Raw genomic sequence first — 17,765 nt, forward strand, 5'->3', positions numbered from 1 at the left:
GGGGGTGAATCAAATCGATTGTCCGGGCTGGAACGACTTGTTCCTTGCCTCGAAAACCAACACTCAAACGACGTTTGCTGCCTTGGACGGCTAGTACAACTGCAAGTTGAGATGATTTGAGGTCGCTGATGCCGACCAGATCTCCCGGTTTGCAGTCAGCAGTGGCCAGGAATCAACCCTCGGGATTCACGAAAGGAAGCAGAGCCACGATCCGTGCACGCTTCACAGCGTTGGTGAGATCACGCTGCTGTTTTGCAGTGAGGCCAGTGAGGCGTCTTGGCAAAATTTTGCCACGCTCTGTGATGAATTTCTTCAGCAGATCCACATCCTTGTAATCGATGGGATCGCCGGGCTTTATTGGCGAAAGACGCTTCTTGAAGAAGGAGCTCGACATGAATCAGAAACGATTGGAAAACTGGATGAACAGCAGGCTCACTTGATCTCTTTATGGAGAGTCATCTTGTTGAGCTGCGGGCAGAACTTCATCAGTTCCAGCCTTTCTGTGGTGTTCCGACGATTTTTCTCGGTCGTGTAGCGGGACACACCGGGAGAACGCTTTTCGGAGGCGGGAACGGACCGGCATTCGGTGCACTCAATGGTGACAACGATCCGGACGCCCTTGTTCTTGGCCATAAAGGACGTAACGCCGCAGTTGCGAAGCGAAATGACAAACATCCACTTTACAGGTCCACCTCACCCCACTCCAGTCTTTAAGCAGTGATTGTGAGTTCGTAGGATCACGCGCTGACTTCGAGCTCCCAATGCGGGTTTCTCTCTCCTGGCTGCAGGATTTGGTGCAGGTGAATGAGCCCGCTGATCAACTGGGTGAACGCTTGTCGATGGCTGGATTTGAAGTGGAGGAGCTGGAAGATCTCTCTCTGCTGGCTCAAGGTGTTGTGGTCGGTGAGGTCGTGGCCTGTGAGCGGCATCCCAATGCCGACAAACTCAGTGTTTGCAGGGTGAATGTGGGTGCTGAGCAGACTCTGCAAATTGTCTGTGGAGCCAAGAACGTGCGTGCAGGCATCCACGTTCCTGTCGCCATGGTTGGAGCGGTACTTCCAGCCGTGAACCTCACGATCAAAGCAGGTGAACTCCGTGGTGTGAGCAGTGAGGGAATGATTTGCTCACTCTCAGAACTCGGCCAGACCAGCGATGTCGATGGAATCGCCATCCTCGAGGATCTCCTTGCGATGGCGCCAGCTCCAGGAGAGCCAGTTGCTCCATCACTGGGCCTCAACGACAGCGTTCTCGAACTCGCCATCACCGCCAACCGTCCTGATGGTCTGTCCATGACGGGCATTGCCAGGGAAGTCGCTGCTCTCACTGGAGCGCCGCTTTCACTGCCTGAGTCATCCGCTCCATCAAACATGCAAACGCTGGCGACTGATCAGCAATCCAAAGCTTCTATGCAGGCCGGGGGGCTTTATGGCTTGACCGAGGTGAAGAACGTTGATGGTTCATCACGCTCACCGCAATGGTTGCAGCAACGGCTGACTCGTGCCGGAGTGAAGCCCGTCAACGCCGTTGTCGATATCACCAACCTCGTGATGCTTGAACAGGGCCAGCCTCTGCATGCCTTTGATGCCGATGCACTGGAATCACTCTGCGGAGCTGAGATCAGGGCCAAGGATTTCGGACTGCGTCAAGCCCGTGAACGTGAGCTCTTCAAAGGTTTGGACGGACGTGAAATTGAACTGGATCCCCGCGTTCAGGTGGTGACCTGCAGGGATCGTGCCGTCGCCGTGGCCGGTGTGATGGGCAGTGCCGAAAGCGGTGTCTGCGATAACACTCGCCGAATCTGGCTGGAATCTGCCCTGTTCACCCCCGCCTCCGTCCGCAACGGCAGTCGAGCCACAGGGCAGCGCACGGATGCCAGTAGTCGTTACGAGAAGGGTTTGCCAAGGGAAATCACCCTGCTAGCAGCGGGCCGTGCTCTGACGTTGTTCAGGGAGATGCTTGATGCTGAGCTTGGTGAAACCTGGGTTTGTTCAGCAGAACAGAGAGACGATCCGGTCGTGACCCTGCGACGCAAATCACTGCATCGTCTGCTCGGACCTCTTGAATCCACAGACAGCGATGGTCAGCCTGAGCAGCTCGCCGATGCTCAGGTCGAGGCCTGTCTCGCAGCACTCGGATGTGAACTCTCTCCTGCTGCCGATGGATGGAAGGTGGTCGTTCCCCCGTCAAGGCGAATGGACCTGTTACGTGAGGTTGACCTGATTGAAGAGGTGGCGCGATTGGTGGGGTTCGATCGTTTCCAGTCCCAGCTTCCAGACCCGCTTCAGCCCGGTCAGCTGACGCTCATGCAGCAGGCCGAACGACGCTTGCGTCAGCGTCTGAGTGCCTCCGGACTTCAGGAAATCACCACTTTGTCACTCACCGGTGCCGATGATGCTGATCCCAATCGCATTGCCATCAGCAATCCACTGTTGGCGGAGACCAGCCATCTGCGAACTGCGCTCTGGCTGGAGCATCTTCAGGTTTGTCAGCGCAATCTTCAGGCCTCACAGCCTGGATGCTGGGTGTTCGAAATCGGGCATGTGTTCAGGTCCGATGGCGCCGCGATCAATCAGGAAGCTCGGCTCTCGGGAGTGATCTGCGGCGATCGTCGCCTGTCGCGATGGCAGTCCAGTGGCAAGCCCGAACCTCTCAACTATTTCGACGCCAGAGGCGTGCTCACCACCGTTCTGAATTCCTTCGGAATTGAGGCTCAGGATCGTCGTCTCACCGATGACGCGCGTCTGCATCCAGGCCGTGCAGCGAGCGTGGTTGTTGAAGGTCGCCCCCTTGGCTGCTTCGGTCAGTTGCATCCTGCTCTGTGTGAAAGCCATGAGCTGCCGGCGGAGACGTATCTGTTCGATCTGGAGCTGACACGTCTTCTGGAAGCAGCCACCCGCAGCAATCGCTGGAGCCCGCAGTTCAAGCCCTACTCCACCCTTCCTTCGTCGGAGCGGGATCTGGCCATGGTTGTTCCACGCAGCCTGGCGGCAGGAGAGCTTCTGCAGGCCATCCGCAAAGCAGGCAAACCACTGTTGGAGTCGGTCGAATTAATCGATCGTTTTGAAGGCGGTCAGCTGGGCTCCGATTCATGCAGTCAGGCATTCAGGCTGCGTTATCGCGGCAAAGACAGCACGCTCACCGACGACATGATTCAGCCTGTGCATGAGAAGGTGCGCCTGGCACTGGTCAAGCAGTTTCAGGTGGAGTTGCGCAGTTGAAGCGCGACATCAAGACCAGACATTCCAGGTGAGAGGTCTGAGGGAAGAAATCCATCGGCTGAACATGTTCAATCCGATAAGGCCCCGAATCTCCAGCTAATTGTTTGAGATCTCTCGCCAGGGTTGCAGGATCACAGCTCAGATACACCAGCCGTTGCGGCGGATGGTCCAGGATCACGGTCAGAACTGAGGGATCCAGACCCTTACGAGGTGGATCAACAACCAGGGCATCGTGCAGCGGCAATACATCGCGCAAATGCCGAATGACATCGCCATCAAGAAATTGTGTTGACTTCAGCCTGTTGCGTCGTGCATTGCGTTCGGCATGGCGGATGGATGCAGAGCTGATTTCCAAGCCGGTCACTCTGTGGCCAGCAGCAGCCAGCGGTAAGGCAATGGTGCCGATGCCGCAGTAGGCATCAATCACCCGTTGATTGGCCTGCGCGCGAGTAAGCCAGTCGCGAATCTGCTCCACCACCCGTTCTGCTCGGGGTGTGTTGACCTGAAAAAAGGTTGTTGTTCCAAGCTCGAGTGATAGATCACAAAATCTCTCCTCGATCGCATCCTCGCCCTGAAGACATACGGTTTGATCACCGAACACGGCATTGCTGCGTTTCGGCTGCAGATTGAGCGTCACACCCTTTATCTGTGGCCAGCGACGCATCCACGCTGCGCTCAGCGCTTCAACACCCTGCAGCGAACGAGTGGCGGAAATCAGGGTGATCAGCACTTCACCGGTTCGGATGCCGATTCTCAATCCCAAGTGGCGAAGACCTGGATCGCCCTGCAGGTCAGAATCCATGGGCCAGCTGGTTGATTCAAGGTCCTGCTTGATTGGAGCAATCAATGCATCTAGTCGTGGATCAAGAACTGGGCAGTGGTTGAGATTGACGATGCGATGGCTGCCACGTTTGTAGTAACCGAGACGCACCTTCAGTCCATCGCGACGGACTGGGATCAAGGCCCGGTTTCTATACCCCAGTGATTCCTGGTCTGGACTCACCAGGGCGTTCACATCCGGATCCAGCTGGCCGATGCGAGTGAGTGTGTTGGTCAATCGCTCCTGTTTCCAGTCGTTTTGGGCCTCCACCGAAAGATGCTGCAACGAACAACCACCGCAGTCGCTAGCAAGAATGCAAGGTGGTCGACGGGCATGGGGAGATGCGGAGATGATCTCCACTCTTCGGGCCAACCACATCCGCCGCTGACGCTGCTGAACTTTGACCTTGGCCTCTTCTCCAGGTAGCAGCTCAGGCACCGTGATGACCCAACCATTCCAACGCGCCAGGCCACGACCCTGCTGGTCGAGATCCTCTCCAACAACATCGATGGTCAGTCCTGGATGCGGCGTTTCATTCATCGCTGTCATTGCAATGGCGTAACACCCCTCAGCTCCAACCCATGGCTGGGGTTCATGGCCCTTAAACTGTTTCCAGCATGCCAGCCGTCATGAGCGTTGTAAGGGATCTGATCCTCCAGGCGGATGACGATCTGCGTTACCCGAGCAGTGGTGAACTTCGCTCGATGGTTGATTACCTCAGCCAGGGTGCTGTTCGTCTGGCTGTGGTCAGGATCCTCACCGACAGTGAAAAGAAGATCGTCGATGAGTCAGCACGCCAGCTGTTTGGCTTACGACCGGAATATGTCGCTCCTGGCGGCAATGCTTATGGCCAGAAGCAAAGGGCCCAGTGCCTGCGTGATTACAGCTGGTATTTGAGGCTGGTCACCTATGGAGTGCTTGCGGGCAGCACCGACATGATTGAGCAGATCGGCTTGATCGGCGCCAGAGAGATGTACAACAGCCTCGGTGTTCCCATGCCTGGGATGGTGGATGCCATGCGTTGCATGAGGGAAGCCTCCCTGGTGCTTCTTTCGGAAGAGCAACAAAAAATTGCAGGTCCTTATTTCGATTACCTGATCAAGGGGATGCAAACCAGCACTTGATCGATCGGCTGAATCGACAACTGCTCAGTTCAATTCCGTCATTCTTAGGCTCGCCCATCTCAGTCAAGATTCTTAGAAAGACCTCTTTTGCGTCTCGACTGAGACGAATAATTGCTTTATTCATTGATCTCTCGGAGCAGCTCAACACTCCCAAAAGTGTTTGCCTGTCTCAGGCAAGACTTGTGTCAAGTCTTTGCTGTGTCTTAATCAAGAATCGTGGGACTGACTGACGTCGAGTGCCAGGCCCAGCTTTCTGAACTGGACACGCCGATCAATTTGATCAGATCGCACCAACTTCGACTCCCTCGCTGTGCCCAACACACTTGCGTCACTGTGTTAACAGCAGAGACGCAAAGCGGAAAAAGCCCTTTTTGACTGGGTTAGTGGGCCTCCGGCCATGCCGCTGGACAGGCTAATTGGCTCGCTGGACAGCCACTGAACCATCTCAAGATGTTGAATTTCGTCAAGCTCAATCAAAAACCAATGCGTAAGGATTTCACCTACGCATGCAAATAAAACAATCAAAAAAAGTGATCTTGATAGAAACGATCGAATCTCAATAGCCGGGAGCCTGAGGGATTGAATCAAAAAACGAGGGATCTCTTAGATGTCTTAAGTGAGAGCTGAGATAAGTCCAAGCTTGAGACTCGAAAAAGACTACCGAGACAGTTCTTTCTGTCGATAAAGTTCTTTCAACATCTGATAAGCCTCGTTCAGTCGGCGCATGGCATCGGTTGAACCTCCCGAGTCAGGGTGAACCTCAACGGCTTTGCGCTTGTAGGCGTCGCGGATCGAGCGCAATGTCAACGATTGGCCAGCCTGCGTGGGCAACTCAAGTTGTTTCAGCGCACCATGCAGAGTCATCGTGGACTCAAGCGTTTCGAAGGATGTGACCTTACGGCTGCGCTTGAAGCGACTCACGAAACGACGAATCAACGTTGGGATTCGGTCTGGCACTGAAGCGCTGGCAAAGGGATCCTCAAGAACCGCGGCAGCAACTATCACCTGCTCAAAGCGAGGGGAAGGAACCATCCAGCTTTTGCAGAATTCGGTCATGGAGTGATTGACCTGACTCCAAGTGAATGTGCGCCCCTCGGATCCATCGATATGGGGCCAGATATCACGAGCCATCCACAACATCACAGCCTCCATCACGGTGGGGCCAGGTTTGGAACCATACAGATTGAGCCAATGGTTGAGAGCTACTTCAAACCAATCCTTGATCTGCTGATCACTGATCACCGGAACAACGGGAATCTCGGTGTTGGGTTGATTCTGTGGCGTGATGCTTTCGCGAATCGCAGTGCTGCGCTTGCGAACGAAACCAGGCAGATCAATACCAACCCCCGTAGGGGATGCACTGCGTGTTGTTGGTCGTGTAGGGGCGGGACGGTCATCGTCCTGACCTGTCGTCTCTAATCCCCCAGCTGAACCAACTAAAACGATGGCGCGATCCTCGTCGTACTGAGGCTGTTGGATCGGTTGTGGAGCAAGCAAAGCCTTGGAACCATCCATAGCTTCAGAATCAGCTGGCTCCGCCGTGCCCTCGGAAGACTGATCAATTAGTGGATCAATGAGTGAACCGGGCGACTCATCCTGATCAAGATCGGGCTGAAAAATTTCCTCAAGCAGCCGTTGAAGACATTCCCCCCTGGAACGAGTCTTCCAATCTTTGCGAAGCTGATCAATCTGGTCGACGAGCTCCTCGGGTAATTCCAGGCTGATGCGCTTGCCGCTCATAAGGATCTGACTTGCTGACCGTCAAGCAGGTTTAATTATCGACCCTGCAGACGACGCAACCAGTCCTGTTGGGCACGGATTGCGTCACGGTAACGCTGCTCGAGGCTGCTGTTCACTCTTGTCGGCATAATCATTGCAGGAGTCATGACATTGGTGCCACCCCTGGGAGCCACGAGTAGAGGAGGTGGTGGAGTTGCAGTGGTTCTGACAGGCTGCGCAGTGGGCTGTGCAACGGGCGTAGCAGGCATTACTTCAGGTGCAGATTGCGCATTGACAGCAGGTGGAGCCACTTCTGGCTTGACCTTGCGCGCCTTGGCTTCGGCCTGCGCCTTACGGGCGGCTTTCAACATTTGTTGACGCTCACGCAGCATGGCCAGCTGTGTCACTGGAACCACGCTGAGCAAGTGACCCGGCGTTGCATCGGCGGGGTAGACGACACTCACCGTGACAGGGTTGTTGGATCCGCGTTTGAGATCTAGATCGGCAATGGAAAGACTCTGTCCGGAGCGCATACCAACATGGACTTCTTGATATCCAAGTTCAGTCTTGATGCCGATTGATCCACGGAAGGCTGTAAATGGAGAACGGCCCGAAGCAACAGGATGACTGAGAACAAGCTCATGAGCACCCTCGCCGGCAAGATTCAGATCAACATCAAAACGGACTCCGTAAGTGCCAACATTATTGACAGCTGAATCCACCATGCGGGTACTGAGTTGATTGACCTGAATATCTCGAGTCCCGAAATGATGCTTGCGTGTGCTGGTCAAAGGCACATGCAATGAGCCTTGAGAGAGATCGTGCTGAATTGAAGCTTTATACTCATCGCCAAGTGCAACTCCTGCAACTCGGGAGAACACTTGTCCTGACTGAATCTCACGAATACGATTGAGATAAATTCTTCCTGGTGCAAGTCGTCCACGATCAAGCACAGCGATCAGTGCATGTTCGTCTTGGGTTTCTTCAGCTGCAATTACAGCCATTTGGAAGGGGCCGTTGCTGCTGCCACGCAGAAGCCCATTCATGATTCCGCGAGCGGGCAGAACCGTGCTCACAATTACTTTACGACTGTTAGGAGGAATCACAACCTCTCTTGAAAGATTGCGATCCAGTTCGCCACGAAGAATCTGAACTGCCGTCGCATCACCAGGCCCCGTGTTCCAAGGTCTGGGGCCTAACGGCTTCACTCCCATCAATTTATTGGGGTGATATGGAGCTTCAAAACTATTTTTGACAGAACCTCTTTTGAACCGCAAAGTAACGGGTGTTGTGCCGGGGTTGATGGCAATGGCAGCAACAGTCAACAGGCCTCGGGCTCTGCGACCTCCCAGTTTGCTGGAATCCTGTGGGTAATATTTGTGATGCATATGAACCCCAAAATCACCATTGAATGTGAATGTGGAGTTCTTCAGCGGTTGGTTGGTTTCGGCAGCAATTGAACTCCCAGGCGAAGTATCTATAAGAATTCCAGGTCCTTTGACAATCTCCGGCTGATTGGAGTGAAGAACGGGCACATTGTTGAAGCTGCCATTCAGAGGCCTTGCTCGTTGACCAGCCATCAATGGCACATAGGCCTCAACAGGCCGAGCAAGTTCGATCTCGGCCATCCCAGCCGAGACGCCAATCAAGACCAGTAGTGGGATCCGGTGAGACACTTGCGACTGGTGATTGGGGCCTTGGAAGGGCTCAAGTTCTAAACCTAATCGCCAGAGAAAAAACCGCCAAGTCATCCCGGTGACGCAGTGAGGGGGTCGTTCTCGCCAGGATGAATGGAATTAACAACCCTCCGGATGTTTCCTCCTTTAGACTGCTCACCCTGCGCTGATGGCGACTGGCAGCGTCATCACCAAGAACGCAAATTGCGCATGATGCGCTTCTGGCGGGACGGACTTGAGCGTCAAATTGCTGCTGTCACAGCAGCAATCAACACACTTGAGCAGCAGATCGAACGAGATCAGGCCGGTTCCAACTGAACTGAGAGTTGTTGACGCATCTAGGCAAGCCCACGCTTCACTCGACGTTGATGGTCATGGCGCTGATGCCAGTTTGATTGCCAACGTCTCTCAAGCTTTGCCCTTTGAGGATTACTTCCTCAAGCGCAATCCGTTCCTGTCTCGAGAGTCGTTGTAACGCCTGGCTGAGCTGTCGCCGGTGTTCACATCGATCCAGTTCAATCGTGGCGTCAGTCTCCCGTCTGATGACGTCATAAGCCAGTGGCACCAGTCGACGTTGCTGATTGGCTTCATTAAATCCGGCTCCGACATCGAGATCGCTGTTCTGCAAAGCTCGCGGGAGCCGAATAACCGCGGCTTTGTTTCGCTGATAATGCAGGATCGCCCATCTGATATGGGGTCGAGCAAAGGCTGAGAAAGGATTCTTACTTTGGCCTTAATAGCATTCAGCGGCCCGCAGTAACCACATCAAGCCCACCTGCAGAAGGTCATCTGGGTCCTGACACTTTTTGCCGCATAACGTCTGGCCAGGGGTTCCACAAGGCGCATGTGATGTTCAACCAGTGCATTGCGTCTCATCTGCTGTCTGTTCATGGATCGTTTCAAGTGGAGCTGATGGACTCCTTCAGACAGACATCGCTGATCAACTCAATGCATCAGTGGAACCACGGCAGTCAGGAACAACCTGTCTGAGCAACTCTTCACCACCATGGCTCTGAAGCCAGGCCAAATCTGATCGGTCCGTCGCCAGCAGGTAACCAGCAAACCCGAGTGCATTGACGCTGAATCCCTTTACGTTCTCCTGACTGCGTTTGATCAAGGCCATCCAAGACCTCGTCAGCAACAGGTTGTAGGGAATTGCTGGTGGTTGTTGGCTGAATTGATCACCGAGACCCAGTCGCAAGGCAAGCGAGCGATAGAGATCATGGAGGAGATTCGCCTCCTCGTCTGGATCGCTCGAGAGTGGACGATCTGCGATGACGCAGCTTTTCAACAATGGATCAATGTTTCGATCATGGCCTGTCGATGCAGAAGGTTTGTGGAGTCGCTCCATAAACCAGGACAGTCGCGGACAGATGCACTCACCTGGATGACGGGGCAACAGTTGGAGATGACGATGGGGCTGACTGGCTCCGGCCCTGGGACCACTGTTGAAGAACCAAAGGCCTGTGCTGTCCCTGTCGACCTGCACCAGGGCACGCCAGTCTTCAGGTTGAAGCCAATCGATTTGAGAGGCCCAGTCTTGGGTGATCAACAGCATGTGACCACGCTGAACTGGGTACTTATTGAGAATCAGAACGTGATGGTTGTGAATCCGTTCAATTTCCAGTTGAGGGTCCCAGGGAAGAAAAGGATTGGGCTTGGGCCCTTCAAGTCTGTGATGTTTGGGCAGCGCCGCATTCAGCTGACGCAGTTCGAACTGCTCCGCACTGGCCACTGAAAGCTCGATGGTGGAGGTGCTGAGAGGGATCAGAGCACGGCAATTCAAGGCCTGTTCGGAGCGCTCCAGCGCCTTCGACCAGAATTGCTTCTCACCCATCGGATTTGATCCTCGCCAGCGATGCCCCTGAGTAGTACCTGCCGAGGATCTCGTTGAATCGAAGCCCCTGTTGCGCCAGCTCCTGAGCACCATGCTGGCTCATGCTCGCACCGAGATGCCCGTGTGCGTCATCGGAGATCTCCTGAGTGGATGCATACAACGACTCAACCAGGCCTCCCTTGAAACTCAACACGAGCCCGCGAGTATCTTCCGTGGCTTGGATGGTTGACTCGTTGCTGCTGGTTCTGCCGGCGTAAGCCTGCCAGCGAGTGGTGTCTCCAAGGTTCCAGTCGCTGTTGGCCGGACGGAGCATGTGAACGAGGCCGTAGGAGCGGGCTGCCACGGCCTGGGCTTTGAGAGCTTCGCTATTCCAGTGGCTTGGCATTTCAGCTCCCACAACAGACGCCACATAGCGCTCCAAGTTGATCTCATTGATGGCGAGCCATCCCTGCCCTCGATTCAGCAGATGAATGGTTCCTTCGTAGGCACGACCGTTCACCAACACCGATCCACCGTTACCACCACAACTCACAAGACCTGTCGAGGCCTTGGCGAGCATTCCGTTGAGCAGTCCTGGCAGCACGGGAATCCCGCCCTGCTTGTGACAGCCCGCTCCATCCTGGGTGCTGACCTGCAGCAGTGGGCGCTGACTCAAAAGAGCGATGCGCAGCTGAGGATCAACACTCGCACTGGGTGCAGGCACCTCAGGGACAGAGACTCTTGGCAGCTCATGAGCGTCGCTGCTGGAATGAGTTTCGGCGTTAAACAAAGTGCTGAGAAAGAGCTCTGCGTCTTGGCTGTCTGAGTGGACACGCCCAGGTCCGGTGGACCAGACGATCAGTGCGGCCAGCCCCGCACTCGCCAGCAGAGTTAGTAACAGTGGTCGGACGAGACGCATACCCGCTGAGGCGGCGCAGAGATCATGCCTGAAATGTGCACCGATAGCTGGCAGGGACGAGCTCTCGTTGTCGGAGGTGGCGGGATCGGGCGGGCCCTGAGTGCGGAACTGGCACATCGCCAGCCTTCTCTGCTGGTGACGCTGGCCACGCGTCACCCGGTGTCGGATGAGGAGTGGACCGTTGACCTCCAATGCATGGACAGTCTCAGCAAACTGACCGAACAACTGAGGGGTGACTCCCATCCTCTGAGAGTTGTGATCAACGCGACGGGACGTCTCCATGGACCCTCGTATCAACCTGAAAAGCGACTGCAACATGCCGAGCAATCCGCGTTGCTCGATTCGTTTGCCATCAACGCGGCCGGACCACTGCTGCTAGCCAAGGCAATCGAGCCTGTTCTGAGCAGAGACTCACCCTTTCATTTCGCCAGCCTGAGTGCCAGGGTTGGCAGCATTGGCGATAACCGCAGCGGAGGCTGGTACGCCTATCGCGGTTCCAAGGCAGCACAGAACATGATGTTGCGCTGCCTGAGTCTTGAGTGGGGTCGACGTCTGCCGCTCGCGACCGTGACCCTTCTGCACCCTGGAACGACAGATACAGCCCTTTCGAAGCCTTTTCAGAGTTATGTACCCAAGGAGAAGCTGTTCAGCCCTGAAAGGGCAGCAGGGCATCTCCTGGATGTCCTGCTGGGTCAGACACCATGCGACAGCGGTCGATTTCTCGCCTGGGATGGTCAGGAGATTCCCTGGTGAGCATTCTCTCGCAGGATGTCCAGTGGAATGATTTCAACCGTGCTGCGCTCAGTGGAGTTCAACAGAACTGGCGGAGCCATTCCGTCCTCATGAGCCTCCTTCCAGCGAGGAGCACAGACACACCAGTGATCTCCAGGTTGAAGACCCGGAAAACCAAACTCAGGCATCGGGGTGCTCAGATCATTGCCCTGAGCCCTGCTGTAGCTGAGAAAGCTTTCAGTCATCACGCAACAGACGCTGTGACGTCCGAGATCCCCCACATCAGTTCGACAATGTCCATCTCTGAACCAACCGGTCATGGGCTGACAGCTGCACACTTCCAGAGGCATGCCCAGAACGTTCAGATCGCTTGCCTGGACTTCAGTTTCGGGAAGTGTTTCAGAGCTCATTGCGCCATGGAATCCAAGAGGAGTCTGCCGAAGGAGTGGCACATTGCGCGACAAGATGGTTGACGGATCCCGGGGGCGAGGAGTTAAAGGTCAATCAGTTATGCCTCCTCGATGGATTGGGAGTTCACTGAAGACGCAGCGTTCCTCGCCCTCTGCGACGCCTTCCGCGAAAGCGGGGAATCCTCGGCGATTGAGTTTCTTGCTAATGGTGAGGGGGCATTCCACTTCCAGGACCTGTCTCAGAATGCTGCGGGTGAGGGGATCGACCTCAGCGAATCCAGCGCCCTCGAGGAATTTCAACAGGAAGTGATCGACACGATGGAGAAGCTCTGCCAGGAATGATCCGCAGAGCTCCATCAGCGGTTTGGGTCAGCCGTAGAAGAAGCTGATCTCCTTAGCCTTCAGACCCTCCCATCCGGCATCGATCAGGCGCTGATTCAGCGTTTCCTGATCAAAATGCTTGGCACCTGTCTTGACCACCCGGTTGCGCATCGATTTGCGGACTCCGCTGCGCTTGCGCTGGCTTTCAAGAGTCATCACTTCCCTGTAAAGCGTGAGCATCTGAGCAGGCAGGGGTGATCCATCCAGATCGATCCCTGCATTGATCGCCTCATCGATGGCGCCGGGCCCACTGAGATCCATGGTATGTGGTTGATGAAAGCTGCAGTCTGCAGCAGTGATTCTCACTTAAGCGCTGAAGTAGCGGGCTTTGCTGTGCAAAGCCACCAGTGCTGTGGTGCTCTGTTCCGGATGGAGCTGGTCACCCTCATCCATGCTCAGGCCCACACGGTCAGCGCCAAGCCATAGCAGCTGTTGCCTTGAATCTGCAACGTTGGGACACGCCGGGTAGCCAAAGGAGTAGCGACTGCCCCTGTAGCGCTGGGCCAACACATCCTTGAGCGGCATCCCTTCGGGATCCGCAAATCCACATTCACGTCTCACGCGGGCATGGGTCCATTCGGCAAGAGCTTCGGCCATCTGGACGGCCAATCCATGGAAGAACAGGTAGTCGCTGTAGGAATCTGCTTCGAACAGCTGTTGAGCGAAGACAGAGGCCTGCTCTCCCATGGTGACCGCTTGCATCGGCAAAACATCGCTGGGACCGCCGTTAACGAGATCCCTGTAGAAATCGGCAATGCAGTAGCGATTGCCGCCGCGCTGGCGTGGCAAGGAAAAACGGCCAAGCTGACGCCCCCCGTCCGGGTCAAAAACAACAACATCGTTGCCTTCACGTCCGCAAGGGAAATAGCCATAGGCCACAGCGGGGTGCAAAAGGCTTTCGTTGATTGAGCGTTGAAGCCAGGCCTGGAGAACTGGCTCGGCTTTGGCTTGCAGATCAGCCTCATAGTCTTCCCTTGACTGGCCTTTGACCTTGCGCATCTGCCACTGTCCGGCAAACAGAGCCTGTCGATCGAGATAGGCCATCACCTCAGGCAGTGGTATTTCAGCGTCTCCCTGCAACACCTTCGGACCCAGGAACGAGGGCTGAATGGCTGCTTCCTCCGTCACGGTGTCGGATCGGTCAAAACTGATCGGTAATGGGTCGGCCTTGACCTCCTTTCCGGCTTCACTCGGCTTCGAATCGTCGGATGTGGCTGGCTCGGATTGCGAACCTGATTCACCTCCAAGGGTCAGTCCCTCAGGGGTCCCATTCAGAAAGCCTTTCTCGTTATCCCAGGCGTCGGACTGACGGGCATCCACAAAGGCATCCATGAAACGCAGATCTGTAAATGCGTCTCTTCCGTAGAGAACTTTGCCGTTGTACACCTCACTGCAGTCCTTGTTGACAAACCTCGGAGTCAAAGCAGCTCCACCCAGAACCACTGGAACATTGATTCCTGCTTCATTAAAAGCAGAGAGATTGTCTTTCATAAATGCGGTGGATTTCACAAGAAGTCCACTCATGGCGATGCAGTCAGCCTGATGCTGTTCTTGAGCAGCAATAATGGCTCCAACATCCTGCTTGATACCTAAATTGATAACTTCATAACCATTATTCGTGAGAATAATATCAACAAGATTTTTGCCGATATCATGAACATCCCCCTTCACTGTGGCAATCAAAAACTTTGCCTTCGCAGACCGCTTGCAATCGCTTTTCTCCATATGCGGCTCAAGAAACGCAACGGCTGATTTCATCGTTTCAGCAGATTGCAAAACGAATGGAAGCTGCATTTGACCAGAGCCAAATAATTCACCAACAACCTTCATCCCATCGAGAAGGAAAGTATTAACAATCTCGAGTGGTTTGTAATTCTCAAGCCCCTCATTGAGAGCCACATCAAGTCCGATCCGTTCTCCATCGATGATGTGCTGTTTGAGTCTTTCCTCAACGGGGAGATCGGCTAAAGAGGGGCCTGAGGAGCGGGCCTCCTTCGTGCTGACACCCTCAAATAGCTTGGTGAGCTCTGTGAGTGGGTCATAGATGCAGACGTCCCCTTCAAAACGGCGGGAATCTGTGATCAGATCGCGACAAACCTGTTGGTGCCCCTCCTCAATCTTGATCAGGGGAAGAATCTTTGCGGGAGAAACAATTGCAGCATCCATCCCTGCCTCACAGCAGTCATTAAGGAAAACTGAATTCAAAGTAATCCTGGCAGCAGGAGAAAGTCCGAAGCTGACATTCGAGACACCGAGCACAACGTGAACACCGGGAAGTTCGCTTCGAATCCGGCGAATCGCTTCAATCGTTTCGATTGCATTGCGGCGATCCTCTTCAATTCCTGTTGAAATTGGTAATGCAAGCGGGTCGTAAAAAATCTCTCGGGCTGGGATCCCAAACTCAACAGCATCTCTGTAAGCACGTTTTGCAATAGCGACTTTTTTCTCAGCAGTTCGCGCCATGCCCTCCTCGTCAATGGTGCCAATCACCACAGCTGCGCCGTAACGACGAGCCAGGTCAAGCACTTTGAAAAAACGCTCATCGCCATCCTCATAATTCGTGGAATTGAGGATGCATTTACCACCGGCAACCTTCAGTCCGGCCTCCATTTTCTGCCACTCAGTTGAGTCGAGCATCAGTGGCAGATTCACATTGGTGACCACACGGGTCACCAGTTCATGCATGTCTTTCTCGCCATCGCGTCCCACATAGTCGACATTGACATCGAGAACATGAGCGTTCTCCTTCACCTGCCCACGTGCCAGACCAACAAGGCCATCCCAATCTTCTTCATTCAGTAGTTCACGGACCTTTTTGGACCCGCTCGCATTCAATCGCTCGCCGATGATCAGGAAGGAGTTGTCCTGGAAATAGGGCGTGGCTCCATACAGCGACGCTGCCGCCGGCTCATAGCCGAGCTGCTTTCGTTCAATGTGGTGGGTGCGTACTTCCCGTGCGGCCGGTTTCAGTTCTTGAGAAATCTCAGAAAGCGCTTTGATGTGATCCGGTGTGGTTCCGCAGCAGCCACCGATTACCTGAACCCCTAAATCTTCCACGAAGTGGAGGAGCTTCATCTTTAGCTCTAAGGGTGAAAGATGATAATGAGCTACGCCTCCAATGTTCTCGGGTAGACCGGCATTGGGGATGCAGCTGAGAACGAAAGGAGAGTTTTCACTGAGGTATTTGATGTGCTCTTTCATCTGTTCTGGACCGGTGGCACAGTTCACACCGAGCACATCGATTGGAAAAGGTTCAAGTATTGAGACGACAGCCGCGATATCCGAGCCAACCAACATCGTTCCCGTGGTCTCCATCGTCACTGACACCATCAACGGGCGACGTTCTCCGCAGGCTTCAAAAGCGTCCTCCACTCCTTGCAACGCCGCCTTGATCTGAAGCACGTCCTGGCAGGTCTCGATGATGAACAAATCCACATCGCCGGCAATTAGCCCTGCCGCCTGATCTCTGAAGGAGACCCTCAGAGTGTCGAAATCAATGTGGCCGAGGGTGGGGAGCTTGGTGGTCGGCCCCATCGAACCAGCGACGAAGCGAGGCTTCTCAGGAGTGCTGTATTCATCGGCGATCTCTCGTGCCAGTTGCGCGGCACGCTTGTTGAGAGAGAAGGCTTGATCAGCGAGGTCGTATTCCGCCAACACCACGGACGCTGCACCGAAGGTGTCGGTTTCGATCACATCACAACCAGCCTCCAGGAACTGGCGGTGCACTGCTTGCACTGCGTCCGGGCGCGTGACCACAAGATTCTCATTGCAGCCCTCTAGCTCTTCCCCGCCGAAATCATCGGCCGACAGATTCATCATCTGAAGCTGAGTACCTGTGGCACCGTCAAACACCAGAACAGGGCGACTGGGATCGTGCAGACGCTTGAGGAACCGAGATGATTCAGTGATGGACTTCGTCTGAACTGCCTGCATCACCACTGGATCGATGGACCCATCTTAAGAAATGCAGGTCTCAGGATCCTGGTTTTGACGCCAAGAACACAGACTTTGCCAGGCTCAGTTCCCCAGGTCGATGCGGGTGATCCAGTGGGCATACTGCTCATCCCTGCCCTCGGTGATGGCCACCAGCTTGGAGCGAAGCGCTTCCATAAGGGGTCTGTGTTGTGAGAGAACCGTTGATTCCAGCTGACGGATCGGACTGATCTTGGCCGCTGTTCCTGTCAGAAAGACCTCATCAGCGATGAAGAGCTCGGTCTTGTCTACTGGCCGTTCGATCACATCAATACCCATACCTCTGGCCAGTTCGATCACGCTGGCCCTTGTGATGCCCTCGAGAATGTCCTGATCCACGCCCGGGGTGATCAACTGGCCGTCTCGGACGATGAACAGATTCATCCCACTGGCCTCACTCACCTTGCCACGGGTGTTCATCAGCAGAGCTTCGTCAAAACCGCTTGCAACGGCCTCCGACTTGGCCAGCGAGCTGGTGATGTAGGCGCCGCTGATCTTGCCGCGCAGCGGCAGTGAGCGATCTTCCTGACGGGTCCAACTGCTGATCCGACAACTCACCCCATCCGGAGAGAGATAGTCACCCAGCTCCAACCCGTAGATCAGAAAATCGGTCTCAATATTGTGCAGTCGTGGCGCGATGCCGAGATCACTCGTGTACACGAATGGCCTCAGATAAATCGGTGTGGTGGGCTTGTTGGCATGAAGCATGGCTGTGAGAGCTTCCATCACGGTCTCTTCACTGAGATCAGCCAGCAACAGATGGGCGCTCTGAGACAACCGACGGGCATGACGGTCAGCGCGGAACAGGAGCATTCCTCCAGGTTTGATTGGGTCGGGAATGGCCCGCATCCCACCAAAGGCTCCGGTTCCATAATGCAATGCATGCGTCGCCACCGACACCTTGGCGTCTTCAAAAGGAACGCAGCGTCCCTGGAACCAGGCGTAGGGAAGGAACTGATGCATCGCTGAGGGTCCGTT

Annotated in this window: 17 protein-coding genes; 5 read left to right on the top strand and 12 right to left on the bottom strand. The window is 54.8% G+C overall.

What is annotated here, in order from left to right:
* Positions 1-172 precede the first annotated feature (172 nt).
* Together rpsR and rpmG are read right to left on the bottom strand one after the other, a co-directional pair.
* Positions 173-394 carry a 30S ribosomal protein S18 gene (gene rpsR / locus SIB42_RS10195; protein ID WP_006041316.1) on the bottom strand — a complete coding sequence of 74 codons (222 nt, stop codon included), beginning with the start codon at positions 392-394 and terminating at the stop codon, positions 173-175.
* Between the two features lie 38 nt (positions 395-432).
* A complete protein-coding gene (gene rpmG, locus SIB42_RS10200; protein WP_066907761.1) occupies positions 433-633 on the bottom strand; it encodes a 50S ribosomal protein L33 in 201 nt (66 codons plus the stop codon).
* A gap of 128 nt (positions 634-761) precedes the next feature.
* On the opposite strand from rpmG, the gene pheT reads away from it, so the two are divergent.
* Positions 762-3,218 carry a phenylalanine--tRNA ligase subunit beta gene (gene pheT, locus SIB42_RS10205; protein WP_067094627.1) on the top strand — a complete coding sequence of 819 codons (2,457 nt, stop codon included), beginning with the start codon at positions 762-764 and terminating at the stop codon, positions 3,216-3,218.
* On the opposite strand, the gene rlmD is transcribed toward pheT, so the two are convergent.
* The gene (rlmD, locus tag SIB42_RS10210; RefSeq protein WP_067094630.1) at positions 3,187-4,587 is read right to left on the bottom strand and encodes a 23S rRNA (uracil(1939)-C(5))-methyltransferase RlmD; all 1,401 of its coding nucleotides are present in this window, start codon (positions 4,585-4,587) and stop codon (positions 3,187-3,189) included. The genes pheT and rlmD overlap by 32 nt on opposite strands.
* A gap of 80 nt (positions 4,588-4,667) precedes the next feature.
* Here rlmD and SIB42_RS10215 point away from each other — a divergent pair, with 80 nt between their 5' ends.
* Positions 4,668-5,162: an allophycocyanin subunit alpha-B gene (locus SIB42_RS10215; protein ID WP_067095064.1), complete on the top strand. Its 495-nt coding sequence runs from the start codon at positions 4,668-4,670 to the stop codon at positions 5,160-5,162.
* A gap of 657 nt (positions 5,163-5,819) precedes the next feature.
* Here the strand turns inward: SIB42_RS10215 and SIB42_RS10220 are convergent.
* Complete coding sequence (locus tag SIB42_RS10220; protein ID WP_067094632.1) at positions 5,820-6,902, bottom strand: molecular chaperone DnaJ; 1,083 nt, start codon at positions 6,900-6,902, stop codon at positions 5,820-5,822.
* Between the two features lie 35 nt (positions 6,903-6,937).
* Positions 6,938-8,509 (bottom strand): DUF3370 family protein, encoded by a 1,572-nt coding sequence (locus SIB42_RS10225; RefSeq protein WP_067095068.1) that lies wholly within the window; start codon positions 8,507-8,509, stop codon positions 6,938-6,940.
* A gap of 183 nt (positions 8,510-8,692) precedes the next feature.
* Between SIB42_RS10225 and SIB42_RS10230 the strand changes: the two genes are divergently transcribed.
* Entirely contained in the window at positions 8,693-8,875 is a 183-nt protein-coding gene (locus SIB42_RS10230) for a hypothetical protein (protein ID WP_067094635.1), read from the top strand.
* A gap of 37 nt (positions 8,876-8,912) precedes the next feature.
* Here SIB42_RS10230 and SIB42_RS10235 read toward each other — a convergent pair whose 3' ends face one another.
* From SIB42_RS10235 to SIB42_RS10245, 3 genes are all read right to left on the bottom strand, one after another.
* On the bottom strand, positions 8,913-9,248 hold the full coding sequence (locus tag SIB42_RS10235) for a sigma-70 family RNA polymerase sigma factor (RefSeq protein ID WP_082825030.1): 336 nt from the start codon (positions 9,246-9,248) through the stop codon (positions 8,913-8,915).
* A 249-nt stretch (positions 9,249-9,497) separates the two neighbouring features.
* Entirely contained in the window at positions 9,498-10,394 is an 897-nt protein-coding gene (locus tag SIB42_RS10240) for an ATP adenylyltransferase (protein ID WP_067094642.1), read from the bottom strand.
* Positions 10,387-11,292: a SpoIID/LytB domain-containing protein gene (locus SIB42_RS10245; protein ID WP_074160735.1), complete on the bottom strand. Its 906-nt coding sequence runs from the start codon at positions 11,290-11,292 to the stop codon at positions 10,387-10,389. The genes SIB42_RS10240 and SIB42_RS10245 overlap by 8 nt, the downstream gene beginning before the upstream one ends.
* Before the next feature lie 24 nt (positions 11,293-11,316).
* Here SIB42_RS10245 and SIB42_RS10250 point away from each other — a divergent pair, with 24 nt between their 5' ends.
* Positions 11,317-12,045, top strand: a complete 729-nt coding sequence (locus tag SIB42_RS10250; RefSeq protein ID WP_067094645.1) for an SDR family NAD(P)-dependent oxidoreductase — start codon at positions 11,317-11,319, stop codon at positions 12,043-12,045.
* Here the strand turns inward: SIB42_RS10250 and SIB42_RS10255 are convergent.
* A complete protein-coding gene (locus tag SIB42_RS10255; protein WP_067095074.1) occupies positions 12,027-12,434 on the bottom strand; it encodes a DUF2237 family protein in 408 nt (135 codons plus the stop codon). The two genes, SIB42_RS10250 and SIB42_RS10255, sit on opposite strands and share 19 nt — an antisense overlap.
* Before the next feature lie 111 nt (positions 12,435-12,545).
* Between SIB42_RS10255 and SIB42_RS10260 the strand changes: the two genes are divergently transcribed.
* Positions 12,546-12,776 carry a hypothetical protein gene (locus SIB42_RS10260; RefSeq protein ID WP_066907493.1) on the top strand — a complete coding sequence of 77 codons (231 nt, stop codon included), beginning with the start codon at positions 12,546-12,548 and terminating at the stop codon, positions 12,774-12,776.
* A gap of 27 nt (positions 12,777-12,803) precedes the next feature.
* Here the strand turns inward: SIB42_RS10260 and SIB42_RS10265 are convergent, their stop codons facing one another.
* From SIB42_RS10265 to SIB42_RS10275, 3 genes are all read right to left on the bottom strand, one after another.
* Positions 12,804-13,076, bottom strand: a complete 273-nt coding sequence (locus SIB42_RS10265) for a DUF4090 family protein (protein WP_067095077.1) — start codon at positions 13,074-13,076, stop codon at positions 12,804-12,806.
* Between the two features lie 45 nt (positions 13,077-13,121).
* On the bottom strand, positions 13,122-16,748 hold the full coding sequence (metH, locus tag SIB42_RS10270) for a methionine synthase (protein ID WP_067095080.1): 3,627 nt from the start codon (positions 16,746-16,748) through the stop codon (positions 13,122-13,124).
* A gap of 84 nt (positions 16,749-16,832) precedes the next feature.
* Positions 16,833-17,750, bottom strand: coding sequence for a branched-chain amino acid transaminase (locus SIB42_RS10275; protein ID WP_067094648.1), 918 nt, complete (start codon positions 17,748-17,750; stop codon positions 16,833-16,835).
* Between the last annotated feature and the right edge of the window lie 15 nt (positions 17,751-17,765).

Source organism: Synechococcus sp. MIT S9508 (genome assembly GCF_047303045.1).
In the GTDB taxonomy this organism is placed as follows: domain Bacteria; phylum Cyanobacteriota; class Cyanobacteriia; order PCC-6307; family Cyanobiaceae; genus Synechococcus_C.

Excerpts from the sequence above, each read along its gene's own strand:
- SIB42_RS10275 (WP_067094648.1), bottom strand. The coding sequence starts at position 17,750 with ATGCATCAGTTCCTTCCCTACGCCTGGTTCCAGGGACGCTGCGTTCCT.
- SIB42_RS10245 (WP_074160735.1), bottom strand. The coding sequence starts at position 11,292 with ATGCGTCTCGTCCGACCACTGTTACTAACTCTGCTGGCGAGTGCGGGG.
- SIB42_RS10250 (WP_067094645.1), top strand. The coding sequence starts at position 11,317 with ATGCCTGAAATGTGCACCGATAGCTGGCAGGGACGAGCTCTCGTTGTC.
- SIB42_RS10240 (WP_067094642.1), bottom strand. The coding sequence starts at position 10,394 with ATGGGTGAGAAGCAATTCTGGTCGAAGGCGCTGGAGCGCTCCGAACAG.
- SIB42_RS10220 (WP_067094632.1), bottom strand. The coding sequence starts at position 6,902 with ATGAGCGGCAAGCGCATCAGCCTGGAATTACCCGAGGAGCTCGTCGAC.
- SIB42_RS10260 (WP_066907493.1), top strand. The coding sequence starts at position 12,546 with ATGGATTGGGAGTTCACTGAAGACGCAGCGTTCCTCGCCCTCTGCGAC.
- metH (WP_067095080.1), bottom strand. The coding sequence starts at position 16,748 with ATGCAGGCAGTTCAGACGAAGTCCATCACTGAATCATCTCGGTTCCTC.
- rpsR (WP_006041316.1), bottom strand. The coding sequence starts at position 394 with ATGTCGAGCTCCTTCTTCAAGAAGCGTCTTTCGCCAATAAAGCCCGGC.
- SIB42_RS10215 (WP_067095064.1), top strand. The coding sequence starts at position 4,668 with ATGAGCGTTGTAAGGGATCTGATCCTCCAGGCGGATGACGATCTGCGT.
- SIB42_RS10255 (WP_067095074.1), bottom strand. The coding sequence starts at position 12,434 with ATGAGCTCTGAAACACTTCCCGAAACTGAAGTCCAGGCAAGCGATCTG.
- SIB42_RS10225 (WP_067095068.1), bottom strand. The coding sequence starts at position 8,509 with ATGGCCGAGATCGAACTTGCTCGGCCTGTTGAGGCCTATGTGCCATTG.
- rpmG (WP_066907761.1), bottom strand. The coding sequence starts at position 633 with ATGGCCAAGAACAAGGGCGTCCGGATCGTTGTCACCATTGAGTGCACC.
- SIB42_RS10230 (WP_067094635.1), top strand. The coding sequence starts at position 8,693 with ATGTTTCCTCCTTTAGACTGCTCACCCTGCGCTGATGGCGACTGGCAG.
- pheT (WP_067094627.1), top strand. The coding sequence starts at position 762 with ATGCGGGTTTCTCTCTCCTGGCTGCAGGATTTGGTGCAGGTGAATGAG.
- SIB42_RS10265 (WP_067095077.1), bottom strand. The coding sequence starts at position 13,076 with ATGGATCTCAGTGGGCCCGGCGCCATCGATGAGGCGATCAATGCAGGG.
- rlmD (WP_067094630.1), bottom strand. The coding sequence starts at position 4,587 with ATGACAGCGATGAATGAAACGCCGCATCCAGGACTGACCATCGATGTT.